This is a genomic window from Hymenobacter metallicola (genome assembly GCF_004745645.1).
Classification (GTDB): domain Bacteria; phylum Bacteroidota; class Bacteroidia; order Cytophagales; family Hymenobacteraceae; genus Hymenobacter; species Hymenobacter metallicola.
This window is the reverse complement of sequence record NZ_SRMB01000001.1, coordinates 1,048,808-1,063,930: the sequence shown is the minus strand read 5'-3', so window position 1 is coordinate 1,063,930 and position 15,123 is coordinate 1,048,808. Positions and strand designations below refer to the sequence as shown.

Below are 15,123 nucleotides of genomic sequence, written 5' to 3'. Positions count from 1 at the left end.
TGGAATTTGGGTAGGCGAAGGTACGAAAAAAGCCCCGGCGGTGGGAGCGGGGGCTATTTGTTGATTACATACGTCAGGAAGGTGGAATAAGCTCTTTTAGAAAATTGTAGCTCTCCGGGGGTAGATTTATTCCAGCAGCTACAGCTTCTACCTGCTGAAAAAAGGGCTCGGTAATCTTGATGTCAAACTCGTAGAGCTGCACTACGATGATATCAAAACCAACTTCCCACTCGGCATAATCGAACATGTCTCTGGCGTTAGAACAATCTCGCGGCGGTAAACCTAGGGCCGCAGCGGCGGATAATAGTGACCAGTATTTCTCCTGTTGCTTTCTCACGAAGGTTTCTATGGATGGTATGCTATCCGGGTTAGCCCCAGCGGGGCGGCACCACTAGTTGCAACGGTGGTGTCGTCCCGCTGGGGCTTGAATAATACTATGGGCTGGTTTTGCTGCCCATATGCTGCCCCGCTGGGGCTGGTTGCTCAAGTGTCATTGGCTGCGGCCGAGGTGGCAATGGGGGGGTGGCGGGGTGGCACGACCCTCGATGGGCTTGACAAGATGGTTGCATAGAGTGGCAGGACCCTCAGCGAGGGTGACACCGGCTTCGACGGAGCTGACATGAACCTTCAAAGAGGTGACATAAGGTTGAAATACCGTGGCAAGAGCCTCAACAGGTGTGGCATGGACCTCAACGGAGCTGACATGGGGTTCACGGAAGGTGTCATGGGGTTGAACTGAGGTAACATGACTCTTATGGGTAGAAGCCGGCTTCTGCCGTCGGGAGCCCGCTGCGGGCGGTTGGCCTGTTCACACTACTTGCTGCTTGGGTTAGGCGTAGGGTGGTAAGGCCGGTGTAGAGACGCATAGTTGCGTCTCGTCGTTGAACAATAATCGGTCGAATGGCGCGGACGATGAGACGCAAGTATGCGTCTCTACATCGTTCTGGTTGATAAAGTAGTGGTAAGGTCCTTTGCAGGCTCAGGATGACAGACGCTATTCTCAACTCCGCTACTTCTGCTCCGACAACACGGTGAAGTACAGGCTGGGGAGCAGGTTGTGGACGGTCCAGGCGGCGTGGCCGTTTTCGCGCTCCACCATGCCGGGCTGCTTCTGGCGGACGACGGGGATGGAGAAGTACTTGTCTTCGGGGTCTTTCTTTTCGCTTTGCAGCCATTGCAGCGTAGCCGCTACGGGCTGGGCGTCGAGCACGATATTGTAAGGGCGCAGGTCGAGCTTGAGCCAGCCCTGGCGGGTGGGCGGGCAGATGAGCTGCACGTCCTGGGTGCTGAGGAGCTGGTCGGGGCGGTTGTCTTTGACGGTATAGAGGTTGAGGCGGAAGCGCAGCAGCTCGTACTTGTTGTCGGTGAAATAGACGTGGAGCTCTTCGAGGTAGGAGCGGCGCTCGGGCGTGAGCAGAGTGCCCATTTCCCAGCCCCATTCGTCGTCGACGGTGGTTTTGCCCGAGCTGCCGGCCATCCAGCGCACGTCGGCCTTGTCGGCAGTGCGGCCCAGCTTGCCGGGCTTCACTTTGCGGCTTTGGATGGTGACTCCCTTCAGAACCTGTGCCTGGGGCGTGAGCTGAAACACGCGTTGCCCGGCCACGAGCTGGGTCGGCGGCACCAGGCGGGGCTCGAAGCCTACGCAGGATACAATCAGGGTATCGCGCAAATCCGGGGGGAGGCGCAGCAGGTAGCGGCCCTGCTCATCGGCGGCGGTGCCGATGGCCTTGCCCCGCACCCCGAGGATGGCGAAGGGTACGGGCTCCTGGGTTTGGGCATTGACTACCTGCCCCGTTACGGTTACCGTTTGGGCCCAGGTGGGAGTAGCGAACAGCAGCAGGAGCAGCCCTGCCAGCAGGTGGGGGAATCGGCGAGACACGAAGGGCGGCAAAGGCAGAGCGGGTGATGGTGGGGCGTAAACGTCAGCTCGTCCTTACGCAGTTCCCCTGCTTCTGGCTGCCCCGGCTGCCCCGACATCGGAAAGATACGGCCGCCGCCGGCTCCGTGGATTTACTTATACGTCTGCACATCGAGGTACATACTGACATGAATGGGGTAAGCCCGCCAGGAGGCCTCACTTTTATCCCGAACCAGGGAGCGGTGCCGGGGCGCCGGAAAGGCCCCCGGCCCGCCGAACTGCCGGCTAGTGGGCGCGCTTTGCTGGCCCTGCAGCCACTGAATGCCGGCGGCCACGCGCTGGCCTTTGGCTAGGTGCAGATGGTAGGGCGTCAAGTCCACGTCAATCCAGCCGGTCTGGTTAGCCGGAATGGTAAACTGCACGTCCTGGGTGAGCAGCTGCTGGGTGGGCTGACCCCGCTCAATGGAGTAAAGGTTGAAGCGCAGGCGAATCAGCTCAAACTCGTTTTTCTCAATGTAGACGTGGAAGCTGTCCAGGTAACAGCTCTTGCGGATGGGCAGCAGCGTGGCCACTTCCCAGCCCCGGTTGCCGTCGGCTTCGGAAATGTCGCGGATGCTGGTTGACCAGTGCGCCGTTCCCCCGGTTTTGGTGCGCCCCAGGGTGCCGGGCGTAACTTTAGCGTGGCGCACCTGCACTTCCCGCAACGGGGCCGGGACCAGCGCCAGCACGACCACGGGGCGTTGCCGCAGCTCGGCGAGCCGCAGCTTGCGGGCCTGGTAGCCCACGCAGGACACTACCACCGTATCGGTAGGGGCGGCTGAGCCGAGGGTAGCCAGCGCAAAGGCTCCGCCCGCGTCGGCTACGGTACCAACAGCCTTGCCCTGCACCCCCACCGAGGCGTAGGGCACCGGGGCACCGGCCGCCGTACTCACCTGACCGGTAGTAGACGTTTGGGCCGGTGCGTGGTAGCAGTAGCTCAGCAACAGCAGAAGCAGCAGGTAGCGAAAAGTGGGCATGGGCAGAAGGGTTTGCTGCTAAGAGTAAACCCGAACGGCTTCGCGTTGCATGGCCCTTCCACCGGCCCGAGAGTCTTCAGCGCAAAGCGTTGACCAACATATCTATGAATTTTTCTGCTAGGTCTGTCTTTATCGTAGTTACTGCCCGTGCGAAAGCCAGCCAGCCGGCCCATCGGCTGGCTGAAAGATAGGGTGCGGGGAGGGGCGGCTACTTAGCCGCCTTTTTCTCTAAAGCCTGGAGCAGCTCGTCGGCCGCTTTTTCAATGTCATGGTAGCCCTGCTGGGCAGCCCGTTCCTTGGCGGCAATGAGTCCGTCGCGGTGCACGGTCTTAAAGTCGCCGTAGGGAAACTTGTAGCGGCCCTTGGTGTCTTCACCCTTGCTGGCATCCTGACCCAGGTGCCAGTTGGCGTACTCCGCCATTTCGTGCTTTTCCAGGAACTTGTTTTCGTCGCCCGAATCGGGGTTATGCTTACCCCAATGCCCTTCGTCGTTCTTGATTTTGCCGTCCTGAATCAACTGTTTGGCATAGGCTACGGCCGCGGTATTAAGATTGACGCTCATGGCTGTTGTGTGGTTTAAGTGGTAAGAGTGAGGCACTCAGCAAGTGCCCGGAGTATAGCTGAAAGTACGCGCCGGCTGAGCTTTCGTTAAGGCGGAGCTTAACCCCCGAAAACCAAAACAGCCGGGCCTCTGCTGGGAGGTCCGGCTGTTCGTCACAAGCAGCTTGGGGTGATTTAGCGCACGTCGCGCACGGCCGCTACGCCGGCCTGGGCCACGGCGTGGTCGTCTTCCACGGTGCTACCCGAGACGCCAATGGCACCAATCACGCGGCCGTTGCTGTCGGTAATGGGAAGGCCGCCGGGAAAGGTAATCAGGCCGCCGTTGGAGTGCTCAATATTGAAGAGCGGGCCGCCGGGCTGAGAAATTTTGCCCAGCTCGCCGGTGGGCATATCGAAAAAGCGGGCCGTCTTCGCCTTTTTGATAGAGATGTCCAGCGAGCCGAGCCAGGCGCCGTCCATGCGGGCAAAGGCGGTCAGGTTGGCCCCGGCATCGACCACGGCAATATTCATTTTAACGCCCATTTCCAGGGATTTTTGCTGCGCAGCGTGCACGGCTGCCTGGGCTTGTTCAAGTAAAATACTCATACTAGAGATAGGTTGGATGAGCCTCAATAACCCTGGCTTGGCTAGAAGGTTAAGCGCACTGCCTAGAAAGTTACCCCTGCGCCGAGTACTAGCCGCCAGCCCAGGCCCACCAGGCCCGCCAGCACGAGTAAGCCCAGGGCCAGCTGAGTGCGTTTGGGCTCGGGAATGGTAAATTCGAACAGCTCCTGGGCGCTTTTCACCGCCATAGGCCCCAGCAGCAGGCCCATTACCAGAAAGTGCAGGGCCTCGTTGCGGCTCAGCTCGGGCCACTTCAGGGCCGCCAGCAACAGGCTGCCTACCACCCAGGGCACCAGAATACCGACCAGGATAAGCTGGCGGCGGTTATGGTACTGCATCAGCGTAATGGAGTCGTGGCTTTGCAAAAAGCCGATGGCGGCAAAGTAGCCCAGCACCAGCTGCAGCAGGCCGGCTACGACAGCTAGGATAACGTTCGGGATATTGCCGGCCAGGAACAGCCAGCTGGGAATGTACCAGGCCCAGTTTTCCAGAAACGTATCGGCTACCAGGGCCCCCAGCACCAGGTTGGCACTGTGCAGCGTGAGCCAGAGTAGAAACAGCTTGAACAGCCCTTTCCGCTGCCGGGCCCGGTGCCAGAACCAGAGCCCGGCCCCTACGGCCAGCAGGGCGCAGACCGTTGGGCCGATGCCATACACGGCCAGGACGGCCGAGCGCCACCACTCCGGGTCGGTGATGCGAAACTGGATGCTGCTCAGGCGCCACACCCCGGGAATGCTCAGGCGGCGGGCCATGGCCACGGTAGCGAGCTGGTAACTGCCCTGGGCCAGCATATAGGCCAGCACGTATATAATAGTGCTATTAAGGGCAGTAATAGCCGTTTTGGAAGAGGTGCCGGAACTGACAACCGGAGCCGGAGCAGACATACAGGGGAAATAAAAAGCAGGAACTCGGACTAAAAGTAGGGAGTCTGGGGTTGTGTTCCAGCAGGCCACTGCGGGCCCCGAATAGCATTTGCGGGCGGTTTTGCCTACCTTCGTCTTTGAAAATACGCCATCAGTGAAGAACATTCGCAATTTCTGCATCATTGCCCACATCGACCACGGCAAAAGCACGTTGGCCGACCGGCTCCTGGAATTCACCAGCACCGTGTCGAAGCGCGACATGCAGGCCCAGCTGCTCGATAACATGGATCTGGAGCGGGAGCGAGGCATCACCATCAAGAGCCACGCCATCCAGATGCAGTACCCCTACAAGGGGGAGATGTACACGCTCAATCTGATTGATACCCCCGGCCACGTCGACTTTAGCTACGAGGTGTCGCGCTCCATTGCCGCCTGCGAAGGCGCCCTGCTGATCGTCGATTCCTCGCAGGGTATTGAGGCCCAGACGATTTCCAACCTCTACCTGGCCATCGGCTCCGATCTGACCATCATTCCGGTGCTCAACAAAATCGATTTGCCCCACGCCATGCCGGAGGAAGTTTCCGACGAAATCGTGGACCTGATCGGCTGCGACCGGGACGAAATCATTCCCGCTTCGGGCAAGTCGGGCATCGGCATCGAGGACATTCTGAACGCCATCTGTGACCGTATCCCGGCCCCGAAAGGCGACCCGGAAGCTCCGCTGCAGGCTTTGATCTTTGACTCGGTCTTCAACTCCTACCGCGGCATCGAGGTGCTGTTCCGTATCAAGAACGGCACCATGCGCAAGGGCGACAAGCTCCGCTTCATGGCCACGGGCAAGGAATACGGCGCCGACGAAATCGGGATTCTGGGCCTCAACCAGGAGCCCCGCCAGGAAATTGCGGCCGGCAACGTGGGCTACCTGATTTCGGGCATCAAGGAAGCCCGGGAAGTAAAGGTCGGGGACACGATTACGCACGTGGCCCGCCCCACGCAGGAGGCCATTGTAGGCTTCGAGGACGTGAAGCCCATGGTATTTGCCGGTATCTACCCCGTCGATACCACCGAGTACGAAGAGCTGCGCTCCAGCATGGAAAAGCTGCAACTCAACGACGCCTCCCTGGTGTGGGAGCCCGAAACCTCGGCGGCCCTGGGTTTCGGCTTCCGCTGCGGCTTTCTGGGCATGCTGCACATGGAAATCGTGCAGGAGCGCCTGGAGCGCGAGTTCAACATGACGGTCATCACCACCGTGCCCAGCGTGCAGTTTCACGCCACCGGCACCAAGGACCAGCTGCTGACCATCAACGCGCCTTCGGAAATGCCGGAGCCGAACCTGATTAAGCACATCGAGGAGCCCTACATCAAAGCCCAGATCATCACGGCTTCCGATTATGTAGGCGCCATCATTACCCTGTGCATGGAGAAGCGCGGCATCATCAAGGGCCAGAGCTACCTGACTTCCGACCGGGTGGAAATGAACTTCGAGCTGCCTTTGTCCGAAATCGTGTTCGACTTCTTCGACAAGCTCAAAACCATCAGCCGCGGCTACGCCTCCCTGGACTACGAGCTGATCGGCTTCCGCGAGTCGGATATGGTGAAGCTCGACATCATGCTCAACGGCGAGAAAGTCGATGCTCTGTCGGCCATCGTGCACCGCTCTAAGAGCTACGAGTGGGGCAAGCGCATCTGCGAGAAGCTGCGCGAGCTGCTGCCCCGCCAGATGTTCGACATTGCCATTCAGGCGTCCATCGGGCAGAAAATCATTGCCCGTGAAACGGTGAAGGCCCTGCGCAAAAACGTAATTGCCAAGTGCTACGGCGGCGACATCAGCCGCAAGCGCAAGCTGCTTGAAAAGCAGAAAGAAGGCAAGAAGCGGATGCGCTCGGTGGGTTCCGTCGAGATTCCCCAAGAAGCTTTCTTGGCAGTACTCAAACTAGATTGATAAAAAAGGGGCGGCTCCATGGAGCCGCCCCTTTTTGTTTTTGCTCACTTAAAGGCCCTTATACGGCTGGATTCATCGAATTAGCCGTTGCGCCCTCTACCGGTCCTACGTACCGTACGTCGGAAGAGAAGCCCAGATACGGAATGTAAACGAAGCTGAAGAAAATCATGGCTAAATAGTTTCCCAGGCCTGTTTTGCCATACGACTTACACATGCTCACAAACAGGGTGATGTAGAAGTAGATGTTAACAAAGGGAACCAAATACAGAATGATCTTCCACGTTTCCCGCCCAATGATTTCGTGCATGACGATTAGGTTGTAGATCGGAATGAGGGATGCCCAGCCGGGCTTACCCGCTTTTTCAAACATCTTCCACATTCCGGCCACAATCAGAACGATAAAGGCCAAGTAGAATAACGAACCAAAAATACCTGCAAAGACCCCCGGTGTGTTGTCTTCCATAAGAACGAAAAGTGAATGGTTGGTGAATGATTGAGGTTGCAATATAGATTTTTCCTAATAAACATTGATTTAAAGAAGATGTCAAACAGCCTGACCAAGAACTGCACAAGCGAAGCGCAGTTAGAAAAAATTCGCAAAGGCCAGGAACGCAAGTTTCGGTGGAGGGACGATTGGCCCCAGATGGAGCAAGCCATTCTAACCGAAGGAGCCGCCGCCATAGCCCGCCACGAAGAAACGCACCCCACGACCCCGAACCCCGATCAAGGATTAGTATAACCAACTCAACTCCGCATGACCACTGCTCCTGAAGCCCCCGCCACCTACCGCCTCATCGACGGCAAGCAGACTGCCGAAGATATCAAGGTGGAAATTGCCGCCGAAGTTGCCCAGCGCAAAGCCGCCGGCCAGAAAGTGCCCCACCTGGCCGCCATCCTCGTCGGCCACGACGGCGGCTCGGAAACCTACGTGCGCAACAAAGTGCTGGCCTGCGAGCGGGTCGGCTTCGAGAGCACCTTGCTGCGCTACGAAGACTCTATCACCGAAGCCGAGTTGCTGGCCAAGGTGGAGGAACTCAACCGGGACGAGCAGATCGACGGCTTCATCGTGCAGCTGCCCCTGCCCAAGCACATCGACACCAATAAGGTTATCGAGGCTGTGCGGCCGGAGAAAGACGTCGACGGTTTCCACCCGATGAACATTGGCCGGATGGTGGCGGGCTTACCGGCCCTGCTGCCCGCTACGCCCTCGGGCATTGTGGAGCTGCTGCGCCGCTACGAGCTGGTAACCGACGGCAAGCACTGCGTAGTTATCGGACGTAGTAATATTGTAGGTACGCCGGTTAGTATTCTGCTGGCCAAGAACTTGGAGCCAGGCAACTGCACGGTTACTTTATGCCACTCCCGCACCCAGAACCTAGCTGAAATCACCCGCACCGCCGACATCGTGGTAGCCGCCCTGGGCCGCCCCGGCTTCGTCACGGCCGACATGGTGCAGCCCGGGGCCGTGGTGATTGACGTGGGTACGACCCGGGTGGAAGATGCTACGAAGAAGGCTGGCTGGGCTTTAAAGGGCGACGTCAACTTCGAGGAAGTAGCTCCCAAGGCCAGCTACATTACGCCCGTACCGGGCGGCGTGGGGCCCATGACCATTGCCATGCTGCTGCTCAACACGCTGCGGGCGGCCAAAGGGGAGGTGTACCCACGCTAAGCGGCAGGAAATAGGCTGCCAACCTTTCGAAATACAGGCGGTTATCGTACTTTTGAGGTCCGGTTGCGGTTCAGGAGCTGAGTGCTGACGCGCTTTGCCTGCTTGGGCTGCCGCCGGACTTACCCGTTTTTCTCTCGTTTTGCTGCACGTACTTCCACTTACGTCGGCGCCCCTGGCCGCAGAGCCGGCGGTGGCCGCGCTGCCCCTGATGGAGCAGTTTTACACGATTCAGGGCGAAGGCTACAACACCGGCCGTGCCGCGTACTTTCTGCGCCTGGGTGGCTGCGACGTTGGCTGCGTCTGGTGCGACGTGAAAGAATCGTGGGATGCGGATGCCCATCCGCGCGTCACCATTACCGATATGGTGGCTGCCGCAACGGCCCATGCGGGCCGCAATGTGGTTATTACCGGCGGTGAGCCCCTTATGCACGATTTGACCCAGCTTACGGCGGCGCTACACGCGGCGGGCTGTCAGAACTGGATTGAGACTTCCGGCGCCTACCCGCTCACGGGCGAGTGGGACTGGATTTGCGTTTCGCCCAAGAAGTTCAAAGCCCCGCTGCCGTCAGTACTAGCCCAAGCTCACGAGCTGAAGATCATTGTATTCAACAAAAGCGACTTTCAGTGGGCCGAGCAGCACGCGGCCCTGGTTGGTGAGCACACGCGGCTCTACTTACAGCCCGAGTGGAGCAAAGCCCCGCAAATGATGCCGTTGATAGTAGATTACGTGAAAGAGAATCCGCGTTGGCAGGTGTCCTTGCAGACGCATAAATACCTCGATATTCCGTAGCTTCCTGCCCTATGCGCCGTTTGCTACCAATTCCCCTTTTGCTACTATTTGGTATGGGTTTCTTCCTGCCCACGCAGGCCGGAGCTCAGAACAAGCTGTCGAGCACCAATACCAAAGCCAAGAATCTGTACGATAAAGCCCAGGCCCAGGCCCGGGACCGGCAGTTCGACAAAGCTATTGAAACGCTGACCACGCTAAACCAGAAATTCCCGTCGCTGGGGGAGCCGTATGTGATGAAAGGCTCCTTGCTCAAGGCCATGGGCGAAAATCGGGGTGCCTTCGAAGCCTACCGCGACGGGCTAAGCAAGCTCCCGCTCAATCCGGCTCGTTCCCTGGACTACCATACCCTAGCCGATCTGGCGATGAGCTTTGGGGATTACACCACGGCGGGCGAAAACTACAAGCGGTTTATCAAAACGGCCCCTAAAGGGCAGCGGCTCGTGTTTCGGGCCCAGCGGCAGGTGCTCAACTGCGAGTACGCCGTCAAGGCCATGGCCAATCCCGTTGGCCTGGAGCCCACGCGGCTGACCGAGCCGATGAATACCTTCCGGTACCAGTACTTTCCCGCCCTGACGGCCGACAACCGTTTCTTGGTGTACACGGCCCGGCCCAAGGTGGAAAGCAACGAGGACCTGTTTATTGCCAAGCAAAACAAGGATGGATCCTTGGGCAACCCCGTTTCAATTTCGCCGGCCATCAATACGAGCTATAACGAAGGAGCCGGCAGTATATCCGGGGATGGCAAGACCCTGGTTTTCGCTTCCTGCGACCGTCCCAATGCCGTAGGAAACTGCGACTTGTACATCTCCCGGCGTACTGGCAACACCTGGAGCAAGCCCCAGAACCTGGGCCGCAATGTCAATTCGGTGGAATGGGACTCCCAGCCCACGTTGTCGGCGGATGGCCGCACGCTCTATTTTACCTCTACCCGGCGCGGCGGCAAAGGCCAGGAAGACCTGTACGTGTCGACTCTGCAGAACGACGGTAGCTGGAGCGTAGCCAAAAACCTGGGGGAGCCGGTCAATACCCCGGGCAAGGATATGGCTCCATTTATTCACGCCAGTGGCACCACGCTGTACTACGTAACCGATGGGCTAGTGGGCATGGGCGGGCTCGACGTGTTTCGCTGTGAGTTGCAAACGGGCAACAAGTGGAGTGAGCCCCAGAACCTGGGCTACCCGCTCAATACTTTTGAAAACGAAGCCTCCCTGTTTATTTCTTCGGATAACCGCCGCGGCTTTTGCTCCCGCTCCCGCGCCCCCGAAGCTGGCGTAAAAGCCGAGCGCGACCGGCCCGTGGAGTTATTTGCCTTTGAAGTGCCCCAGCCCGTGAAAGCCCGCGAAACCAGTACGTACACGCAGGGGCGGGTATTCGATGCCATTACCAAAAAGCCCATCAAAGCCGATGTGCAGCTGTTCGACCTGCTCACGGATGAGCTTACGCAGTACGTGACTTCCGACTCGGAAGATGGGGACTATACAGTGGTGCTCAACGAAGGCCGGCAGTATGCCATGTACGCCGTAGCCGACAAGTATTTAATGAAGAGCCTGAGCTTCGACTACTCCGACAAGCGCACCTTCGACCCCCTCACGCTCGATATCTACCTGGAGCCGCTGCGGGCAGGACGCAGCATCGTGCTCAACAACCTGTTCTTCGACACGAATCAGTTTGATCTTAAGCCAACTTCGCGCACGGAGTTAAACCGCCTGATTCAGTTTATGCGGCAGTACCAGGAGGTGCAGGTAGAGGTTTCGGGCCACACCGACGATGTGGGCGCCGACGCGGACAACATCACCCTGTCGCAAAACCGGGCGCGGGCCGTGTATAATTACCTCATTGAGCATGGAGTGAAAGCAACCCGGCTGCGCTACAAGGGGTACGGGGAAACCAAACCCTTGGCACCCAACGATTCGGACGCGCATCGGCAGCAGAACCGGCGGATTGAGCTCAAGATTCTGTAAGACCCGACAGGAAGATGTACAAGTAAACCCGGCAGATCTCTGCCGGGTTTTTTTATTGTAGTATGCCTTTGTGGTAGGATTATTACTAGACTGGTAATCAATAGGATAGCTAATCGGCATGAAAGTGATTGAATAAAATAGTTATAAAAAATCATTGTTTTATTAAATATTTAGCCATATGTTTGGTCGTTCTTCAGCCAGATTGGTGGAAGTGGGTTAAACAGGTACCAAGCCCATTGTTACCCCTCTAGCAGAAGCACTACCTGGAAGAAATCATCATCTATCCATCCACATCTTTCACCGTTATGAAAAAAGTCTATTTTCTCGCTTTGCTGGCCTTGGCTTCGCAACGTGTTGCCTTGGCCTCTAATGACACCGACGGTCCTTCGGGCATTCAGTCTCGGGCCACGGCCCTGACCCGCACCATGGCCGAAAAGGCGCGTCTGGACGAAGGCCAGTACCTAAAGGTCAAGCAGCTCAACCTGCGCATGCTGACTGAAATGGATGACCTGAAAACCCGATTCGCTGCCGACCCCGCTATCATGGACCAGCAATTGGCTAGCGCTCAGTCGCGCTACGAAATGGAGCTGGCCTCGCTGCTGCGCCCGGCGCAGTTTGCCGTGTACCAGCAGGCCCGGTCAAGCATGACGGCCCTGGGCGGCACCCGTTAGGCAACCTTAGCTAATGCCGAAGCCTGCCAACACAACAGGCTTCGGCATACAAGCGGGGTTTCCGGACAGGTGCTGTATCCTTTACTTAACAGAGAAATATTAGGATTTTATTGCCTTTGTTTACGATAAGTGCTATATTTAAATAACGGTACGCGTAGCCTCAGTGCTTTGGTTGTCAAGGTAATAGGGGCCCAATCCACTACACTCAACCTTTCCACCCTTCTTCACCGTTATGAAAAAAGTGTACATGATTACCCTGCTGCTAGCGGGCCTGGCAACTCCTCTAATGTCGCAGGCTAGCGGCAGCGACGAACCTTCGTTGAAAGGGCGGGCCGCCGTACTGACCCGTCGGATGTCGGAAACGACCAAGCTGGACGAGGGGCAGTATCTGAAAGTAAAGCAGCTCAACCTGCGCATGCTGAGCGAAGTAGCCGATATCAAGGCGCGCTTTGCCGGAACCCCCGCCTTTGATGAGCATATGGCCGAAGTTCAGATGCATTACGAGTGGGATTTAGCGGCCATTCTCTGGCCTCGGCAGATGGCTGCCTATACGCAGTCGAAACTAAATGTGACGGCCTTTAACGGGCGTTAAACTGAGCGTTTAGCATAGGTGGGCCGAAAGCCCACAAAAAAAGGACCCGCTGCAGGCGGGTCCTTTTTTTGTGGGCTTATAGCACAGGGAGAACTACGAGCGTTGCTCGATGCTCACGTAGTCGCGCTCTAGCTCACCGGTGTACACCTGACGGGGACGGCCGATAGGCTCTTTGTTTTCGCGCATCTCTTTCCACTGGGCAATCCAGCCGGGCAGGCGGCCCAGGGCAAACATCACCGTGAACATCTCGGTCGGAATGCCGATAGCCTTGTAAATGATGCCCGAGTAGAAGTCTACGTTCGGGTAGAGCTTGCGCTTGATGAAATATTCATCGGTAAGAGCCGCTTGCTCCAGCTCCTTGGCAATCTTCAATAAGGGGCTGTCTTCCAGGCCGAGAGCGGTCAGCACTTCATCAGCCGCTTTCTTGATGATGGTTGCGCGAGGATCAAAGTTCTTGTAGACGCGGTGACCAAAGCCCATCAGACGGAAGGAGTCGTTCGGATCCTTGGCCTTGTCAACCCACTTCTGGGTGTTGCCCCCGTCTTTCTGGATTTCTTCCAGCATCTCAATGACCTCTTGGTTAGCCCCGCCGTGCAGCGGGCCCCACAGGGCATTGATACCGGCCGAAACCGAGCCGTACAGCGACGCGTTGGCCGAGCCGACCAGACGCACGGTCGAGGTAGAGCAGTTCTGCTCGTGGTCGGCGTGCAGGATGAGCAGCTTGTTGAGGGCCGATACGATGCGGGGGTCGATGTCGTACTTCTCGGTGGGGAAGCTGAACATCATGTACAGGAAGTTCGACGCATAGTCGAGGTCGTTCCGGGGGTAGTTCAGCGGGTGCCCCATCTGATTCTTGTAGGTCCAGGCGGCAATCGTGGGCAGCTTGGCCATCAGGCGGATAACGTTGAGGTCAATTTCCTCCTTGTTCAGGTCCGGCGACACGCTCTCGGGGTAGAAAGCCGTCAGGGCGCAGATCAACGACGAGAGGATGGCCATGGGGTGGGCCGCCGAGGGGAAACCGTCGAAAATCTTGCGCACGTCTTCGTGTACCAGCGTGTGCTTGGTAATCTGGTTGCTGAACTCCTGCAACTCGGCCGTTGTGGGCAGCTTGCCGTAGATCAGCAGGTAGGCAACTTCAATGAAGCTGGACTGTTCGGCCAGTTGCTCAATCGGGTAGCCGCGGTAGCGCAGAATGCCTTCCTCACCGTCGAGGAACGTAATGGCGCTTTTGGTAGCTCCCGTGTTTTTGTAGCCCGAATCGATAGTGATGTAACCGGTCTGGTCACGCAGCTTGGCAATATCAATTGCCTTTTCGTGTTCGGTGCCCTCAGTGACGGGGAAGGAGTAGGACTTCCCGTCGAGGATCAGTTCAGCAGACTCTGCCATAGGACTGGGTTAGAGAGGTGGTTGCGGGGCGAAACTAAAGAATAAACCGGCGAGCCGGAAAGTGCGGGAGAGGAACACTATACTACAGCTTGCCCCAGGGTGTTGTTTGGATACAAGACGGCTCAGTGCGGGCCGCCGCGCAAATTACGCTCAAGATGGGTTAGATTCTACTATTCCGGAAAAGTTACTTGTTAAGCCGCGTAAGAAGCCTATTGTGAGCCAGAAAGCTAACCGCATTCAACCCACCGGCCTCAAAAGTGGTAAGAGCATAGCAAAGCACCAACCCGGTAGCCGGGCAGCAAACTATACGGCATGAAATACAATCAGTTGGGAAAGTCGGCGCTGCAAGTCAGTGAAATCAGTTTTGGATGTATGTCGCTGGGCAACGACCACGCGGCCAACGCCAGACTCCTGCACCGTGCCCTGGACGCGGGTATCACCCTTTTCGACACGGCTGACCTGTATGAGAAAGGCGAGAATGAAACGACGGTGGGCAAGGCTTTCCAAGGCCGGCGGCAGCAGGTACTACTGGCTACCAAAGTCGGGAACCAGTGGCGGACCGATGGCCGCGGCTGGGACTGGAACCCCAGCAAGCCCTACATCCTGCAGGCCGTGGAGCACAGCCTGCGCCGCCTGCAAACCGACTATATCGACTTGTATCAGCTACACGGGGGCACGCTCGAAGACCCGATAGATGAAACCATTGAAGCTTTCGAACGGCTGCAGGAGCAAGGCAAGATTCGAGCGTATGGCATTTCGTCTATCCGTCCCAACGTGATACGCGAGTACGTCAGCCGTTCGCGTATTGCCAGCGTGATGATGCAGTACAGCCTGCTGGACCGCCGCCCGGAGGAAAGCTGCCTGCCGCTGCTACAAGAACATCAGATCAGTGTGCTGGCGCGGGGCAGCTACGCCCAGGGGGTATTAGTGGATAAACCGGCCCAGCCTTACCTGAATTATTCGGTGGAGGAAGTTCAACAGGCCGCCACTGCGGTGAAGCACGTGGCCGGCAACGGGCAAAAAATAGTCGATACAGTCGTGGATTTCGTGCTGCAGCAACCCGTTGTGGCCTCCGCAGTGCTGGGAATCAGGACCGATGAACAACTGGCCGCCGCTATTCAGGCGGCCGCCCGCCTGCCATTGTCTCCCGCTGAGGTAGCAGCTCTCCGGCGTGCGGTGCCGCCCAGCCGCTACGAGCTGCACCGCTAGCA

16 protein-coding genes are annotated in these 15,123 nt (G+C 57.8%); 8 read left to right on the top strand and 8 right to left on the bottom strand.

Annotation, left to right across the window (positions count from 1 at the left end):
• Nucleotides 1-73: 73 nt before the first annotated feature.
• The 6 genes from E5K02_RS25450 to E5K02_RS04450 all read right to left on the bottom strand — a co-directional run bounded on the left by E5K02_RS25450 (nucleotide 74) and on the right by E5K02_RS04450 (nucleotide 4,922).
• Complete coding sequence (locus E5K02_RS25450; RefSeq protein WP_167856280.1) at nucleotides 74-247, bottom strand: hypothetical protein; 174 nt, start codon at nucleotides 245-247, stop codon at nucleotides 74-76.
• Nucleotides 248-1,009: 762 nt separating this feature from the next.
• Nucleotides 1,010-1,879 carry a carboxypeptidase-like regulatory domain-containing protein gene (locus E5K02_RS04470; RefSeq protein ID WP_167856279.1) on the bottom strand — a complete coding sequence of 290 codons (870 nt, stop codon included), beginning with the start codon at nucleotides 1,877-1,879 and terminating at the stop codon, nucleotides 1,010-1,012.
• A 131-nt stretch (nucleotides 1,880-2,010) separates the two neighbouring features.
• Nucleotides 2,011-2,874 (bottom strand): carboxypeptidase-like regulatory domain-containing protein, encoded by an 864-nt coding sequence (locus tag E5K02_RS04465; protein ID WP_135392468.1) that lies wholly within the window; start codon nucleotides 2,872-2,874, stop codon nucleotides 2,011-2,013.
• Between the two features lie 208 nt (nucleotides 2,875-3,082).
• On the bottom strand, nucleotides 3,083-3,436 hold the full coding sequence (locus tag E5K02_RS04460) for a hypothetical protein (protein WP_135392466.1): 354 nt from the start codon (nucleotides 3,434-3,436) through the stop codon (nucleotides 3,083-3,085).
• A 173-nt stretch (nucleotides 3,437-3,609) separates the two neighbouring features.
• Nucleotides 3,610-4,020, bottom strand: a complete 411-nt coding sequence (locus E5K02_RS04455) for a GlcG/HbpS family heme-binding protein (protein ID WP_135392464.1) — start codon at nucleotides 4,018-4,020, stop codon at nucleotides 3,610-3,612.
• A gap of 62 nt (nucleotides 4,021-4,082) precedes the next feature.
• A complete protein-coding gene (locus tag E5K02_RS04450) occupies nucleotides 4,083-4,922 on the bottom strand; it encodes a hypothetical protein (RefSeq protein WP_135392462.1) in 840 nt (279 codons plus the stop codon).
• 133 nt (nucleotides 4,923-5,055) lie between these two features.
• Between E5K02_RS04450 and lepA the strand changes: the two genes are divergently transcribed.
• Nucleotides 5,056-6,843 carry a translation elongation factor 4 gene (gene lepA / locus E5K02_RS04445; protein ID WP_135392460.1) on the top strand — a complete coding sequence of 596 codons (1,788 nt, stop codon included), beginning with the start codon at nucleotides 5,056-5,058 and terminating at the stop codon, nucleotides 6,841-6,843.
• Nucleotides 6,844-6,901: 58 nt separating this feature from the next.
• On the opposite strand, the gene E5K02_RS04440 is transcribed toward lepA, so the two are convergent.
• Nucleotides 6,902-7,306, bottom strand: coding sequence for a DUF5684 domain-containing protein (locus E5K02_RS04440; RefSeq protein WP_135392458.1), 405 nt, complete (start codon nucleotides 7,304-7,306; stop codon nucleotides 6,902-6,904).
• 78 nt (nucleotides 7,307-7,384) lie between these two features.
• Between E5K02_RS04440 and E5K02_RS04435 the strand changes: the two genes are divergently transcribed.
• The 6 genes from E5K02_RS04435 to E5K02_RS04410 all read left to right on the top strand — a co-directional run bounded on the left by E5K02_RS04435 (nucleotide 7,385) and on the right by E5K02_RS04410 (nucleotide 12,526).
• Entirely contained in the window at nucleotides 7,385-7,582 is a 198-nt protein-coding gene (locus E5K02_RS04435) for a hypothetical protein (RefSeq protein ID WP_135392456.1), read from the top strand.
• 15 nt (nucleotides 7,583-7,597) lie between these two features.
• Nucleotides 7,598-8,512, top strand: coding sequence for a bifunctional 5,10-methylenetetrahydrofolate dehydrogenase/5,10-methenyltetrahydrofolate cyclohydrolase (locus tag E5K02_RS04430; protein ID WP_135392454.1), 915 nt, complete (start codon nucleotides 7,598-7,600; stop codon nucleotides 8,510-8,512).
• Nucleotides 8,513-8,651: 139 nt separating this feature from the next.
• Nucleotides 8,652-9,302, top strand: coding sequence for a 7-carboxy-7-deazaguanine synthase QueE (locus tag E5K02_RS04425; RefSeq protein WP_394346415.1), 651 nt, complete (start codon nucleotides 8,652-8,654; stop codon nucleotides 9,300-9,302).
• A 53-nt stretch (nucleotides 9,303-9,355) separates the two neighbouring features.
• Nucleotides 9,356-11,263: an OmpA family protein gene (locus tag E5K02_RS04420; RefSeq protein ID WP_240737147.1), complete on the top strand. Its 1,908-nt coding sequence runs from the start codon at nucleotides 9,356-9,358 to the stop codon at nucleotides 11,261-11,263.
• Between the two features lie 305 nt (nucleotides 11,264-11,568).
• Entirely contained in the window at nucleotides 11,569-11,934 is a 366-nt protein-coding gene (locus E5K02_RS04415; RefSeq protein ID WP_135392452.1) for a hypothetical protein, read from the top strand.
• Nucleotides 11,935-12,166: 232 nt separating this feature from the next.
• The gene (locus tag E5K02_RS04410) at nucleotides 12,167-12,526 is read left to right on the top strand and encodes a hypothetical protein (RefSeq protein WP_135392450.1); all 360 of its coding nucleotides are present in this window, start codon (nucleotides 12,167-12,169) and stop codon (nucleotides 12,524-12,526) included.
• Between the two features lie 93 nt (nucleotides 12,527-12,619).
• Here E5K02_RS04410 and E5K02_RS04405 read toward each other — a convergent pair whose 3' ends face one another.
• Complete coding sequence (locus E5K02_RS04405; protein WP_135392448.1) at nucleotides 12,620-13,912, bottom strand: citrate synthase; 1,293 nt, start codon at nucleotides 13,910-13,912, stop codon at nucleotides 12,620-12,622.
• Between the two features lie 312 nt (nucleotides 13,913-14,224).
• Here E5K02_RS04405 and E5K02_RS04400 point away from each other — a divergent pair, with 312 nt between their 5' ends.
• Nucleotides 14,225-15,121 (top strand): aldo/keto reductase, encoded by an 897-nt coding sequence (locus tag E5K02_RS04400; protein ID WP_135392446.1) that lies wholly within the window; start codon nucleotides 14,225-14,227, stop codon nucleotides 15,119-15,121.
• Nucleotides 15,122-15,123 lie beyond the last annotated feature (2 nt).

Coding starts and splice junctions, on each gene's coding strand:
- E5K02_RS04460 (WP_135392466.1), bottom strand. CDS start 3,436: ATGAGCGTCAATCTTAATACCGCGGCCGTAGCCTATGCCAAACAGTTG.
- E5K02_RS04410 (WP_135392450.1), top strand. CDS start 12,167: ATGAAAAAAGTGTACATGATTACCCTGCTGCTAGCGGGCCTGGCAACT.
- E5K02_RS04420 (WP_240737147.1), top strand. CDS start 9,356: ATGGGTTTCTTCCTGCCCACGCAGGCCGGAGCTCAGAACAAGCTGTCG.
- E5K02_RS04415 (WP_135392452.1), top strand. CDS start 11,569: ATGAAAAAAGTCTATTTTCTCGCTTTGCTGGCCTTGGCTTCGCAACGT.
- E5K02_RS04455 (WP_135392464.1), bottom strand. CDS start 4,020: ATGAGTATTTTACTTGAACAAGCCCAGGCAGCCGTGCACGCTGCGCAG.
- E5K02_RS04450 (WP_135392462.1), bottom strand. CDS start 4,922: ATGTCTGCTCCGGCTCCGGTTGTCAGTTCCGGCACCTCTTCCAAAACG.
- E5K02_RS04430 (WP_135392454.1), top strand. CDS start 7,598: ATGACCACTGCTCCTGAAGCCCCCGCCACCTACCGCCTCATCGACGGC.
- E5K02_RS04440 (WP_135392458.1), bottom strand. CDS start 7,306: ATGGAAGACAACACACCGGGGGTCTTTGCAGGTATTTTTGGTTCGTTA.
- E5K02_RS04465 (WP_135392468.1), bottom strand. CDS start 2,874: ATGCCCACTTTTCGCTACCTGCTGCTTCTGCTGTTGCTGAGCTACTGC.
- E5K02_RS04405 (WP_135392448.1), bottom strand. CDS start 13,912: ATGGCAGAGTCTGCTGAACTGATCCTCGACGGGAAGTCCTACTCCTTC.
- E5K02_RS04400 (WP_135392446.1), top strand. CDS start 14,225: ATGAAATACAATCAGTTGGGAAAGTCGGCGCTGCAAGTCAGTGAAATC.
- E5K02_RS25450 (WP_167856280.1), bottom strand. CDS start 247: ATGTTCGATTATGCCGAGTGGGAAGTTGGTTTTGATATCATCGTAGTG.
- E5K02_RS04435 (WP_135392456.1), top strand. CDS start 7,385: ATGTCAAACAGCCTGACCAAGAACTGCACAAGCGAAGCGCAGTTAGAA.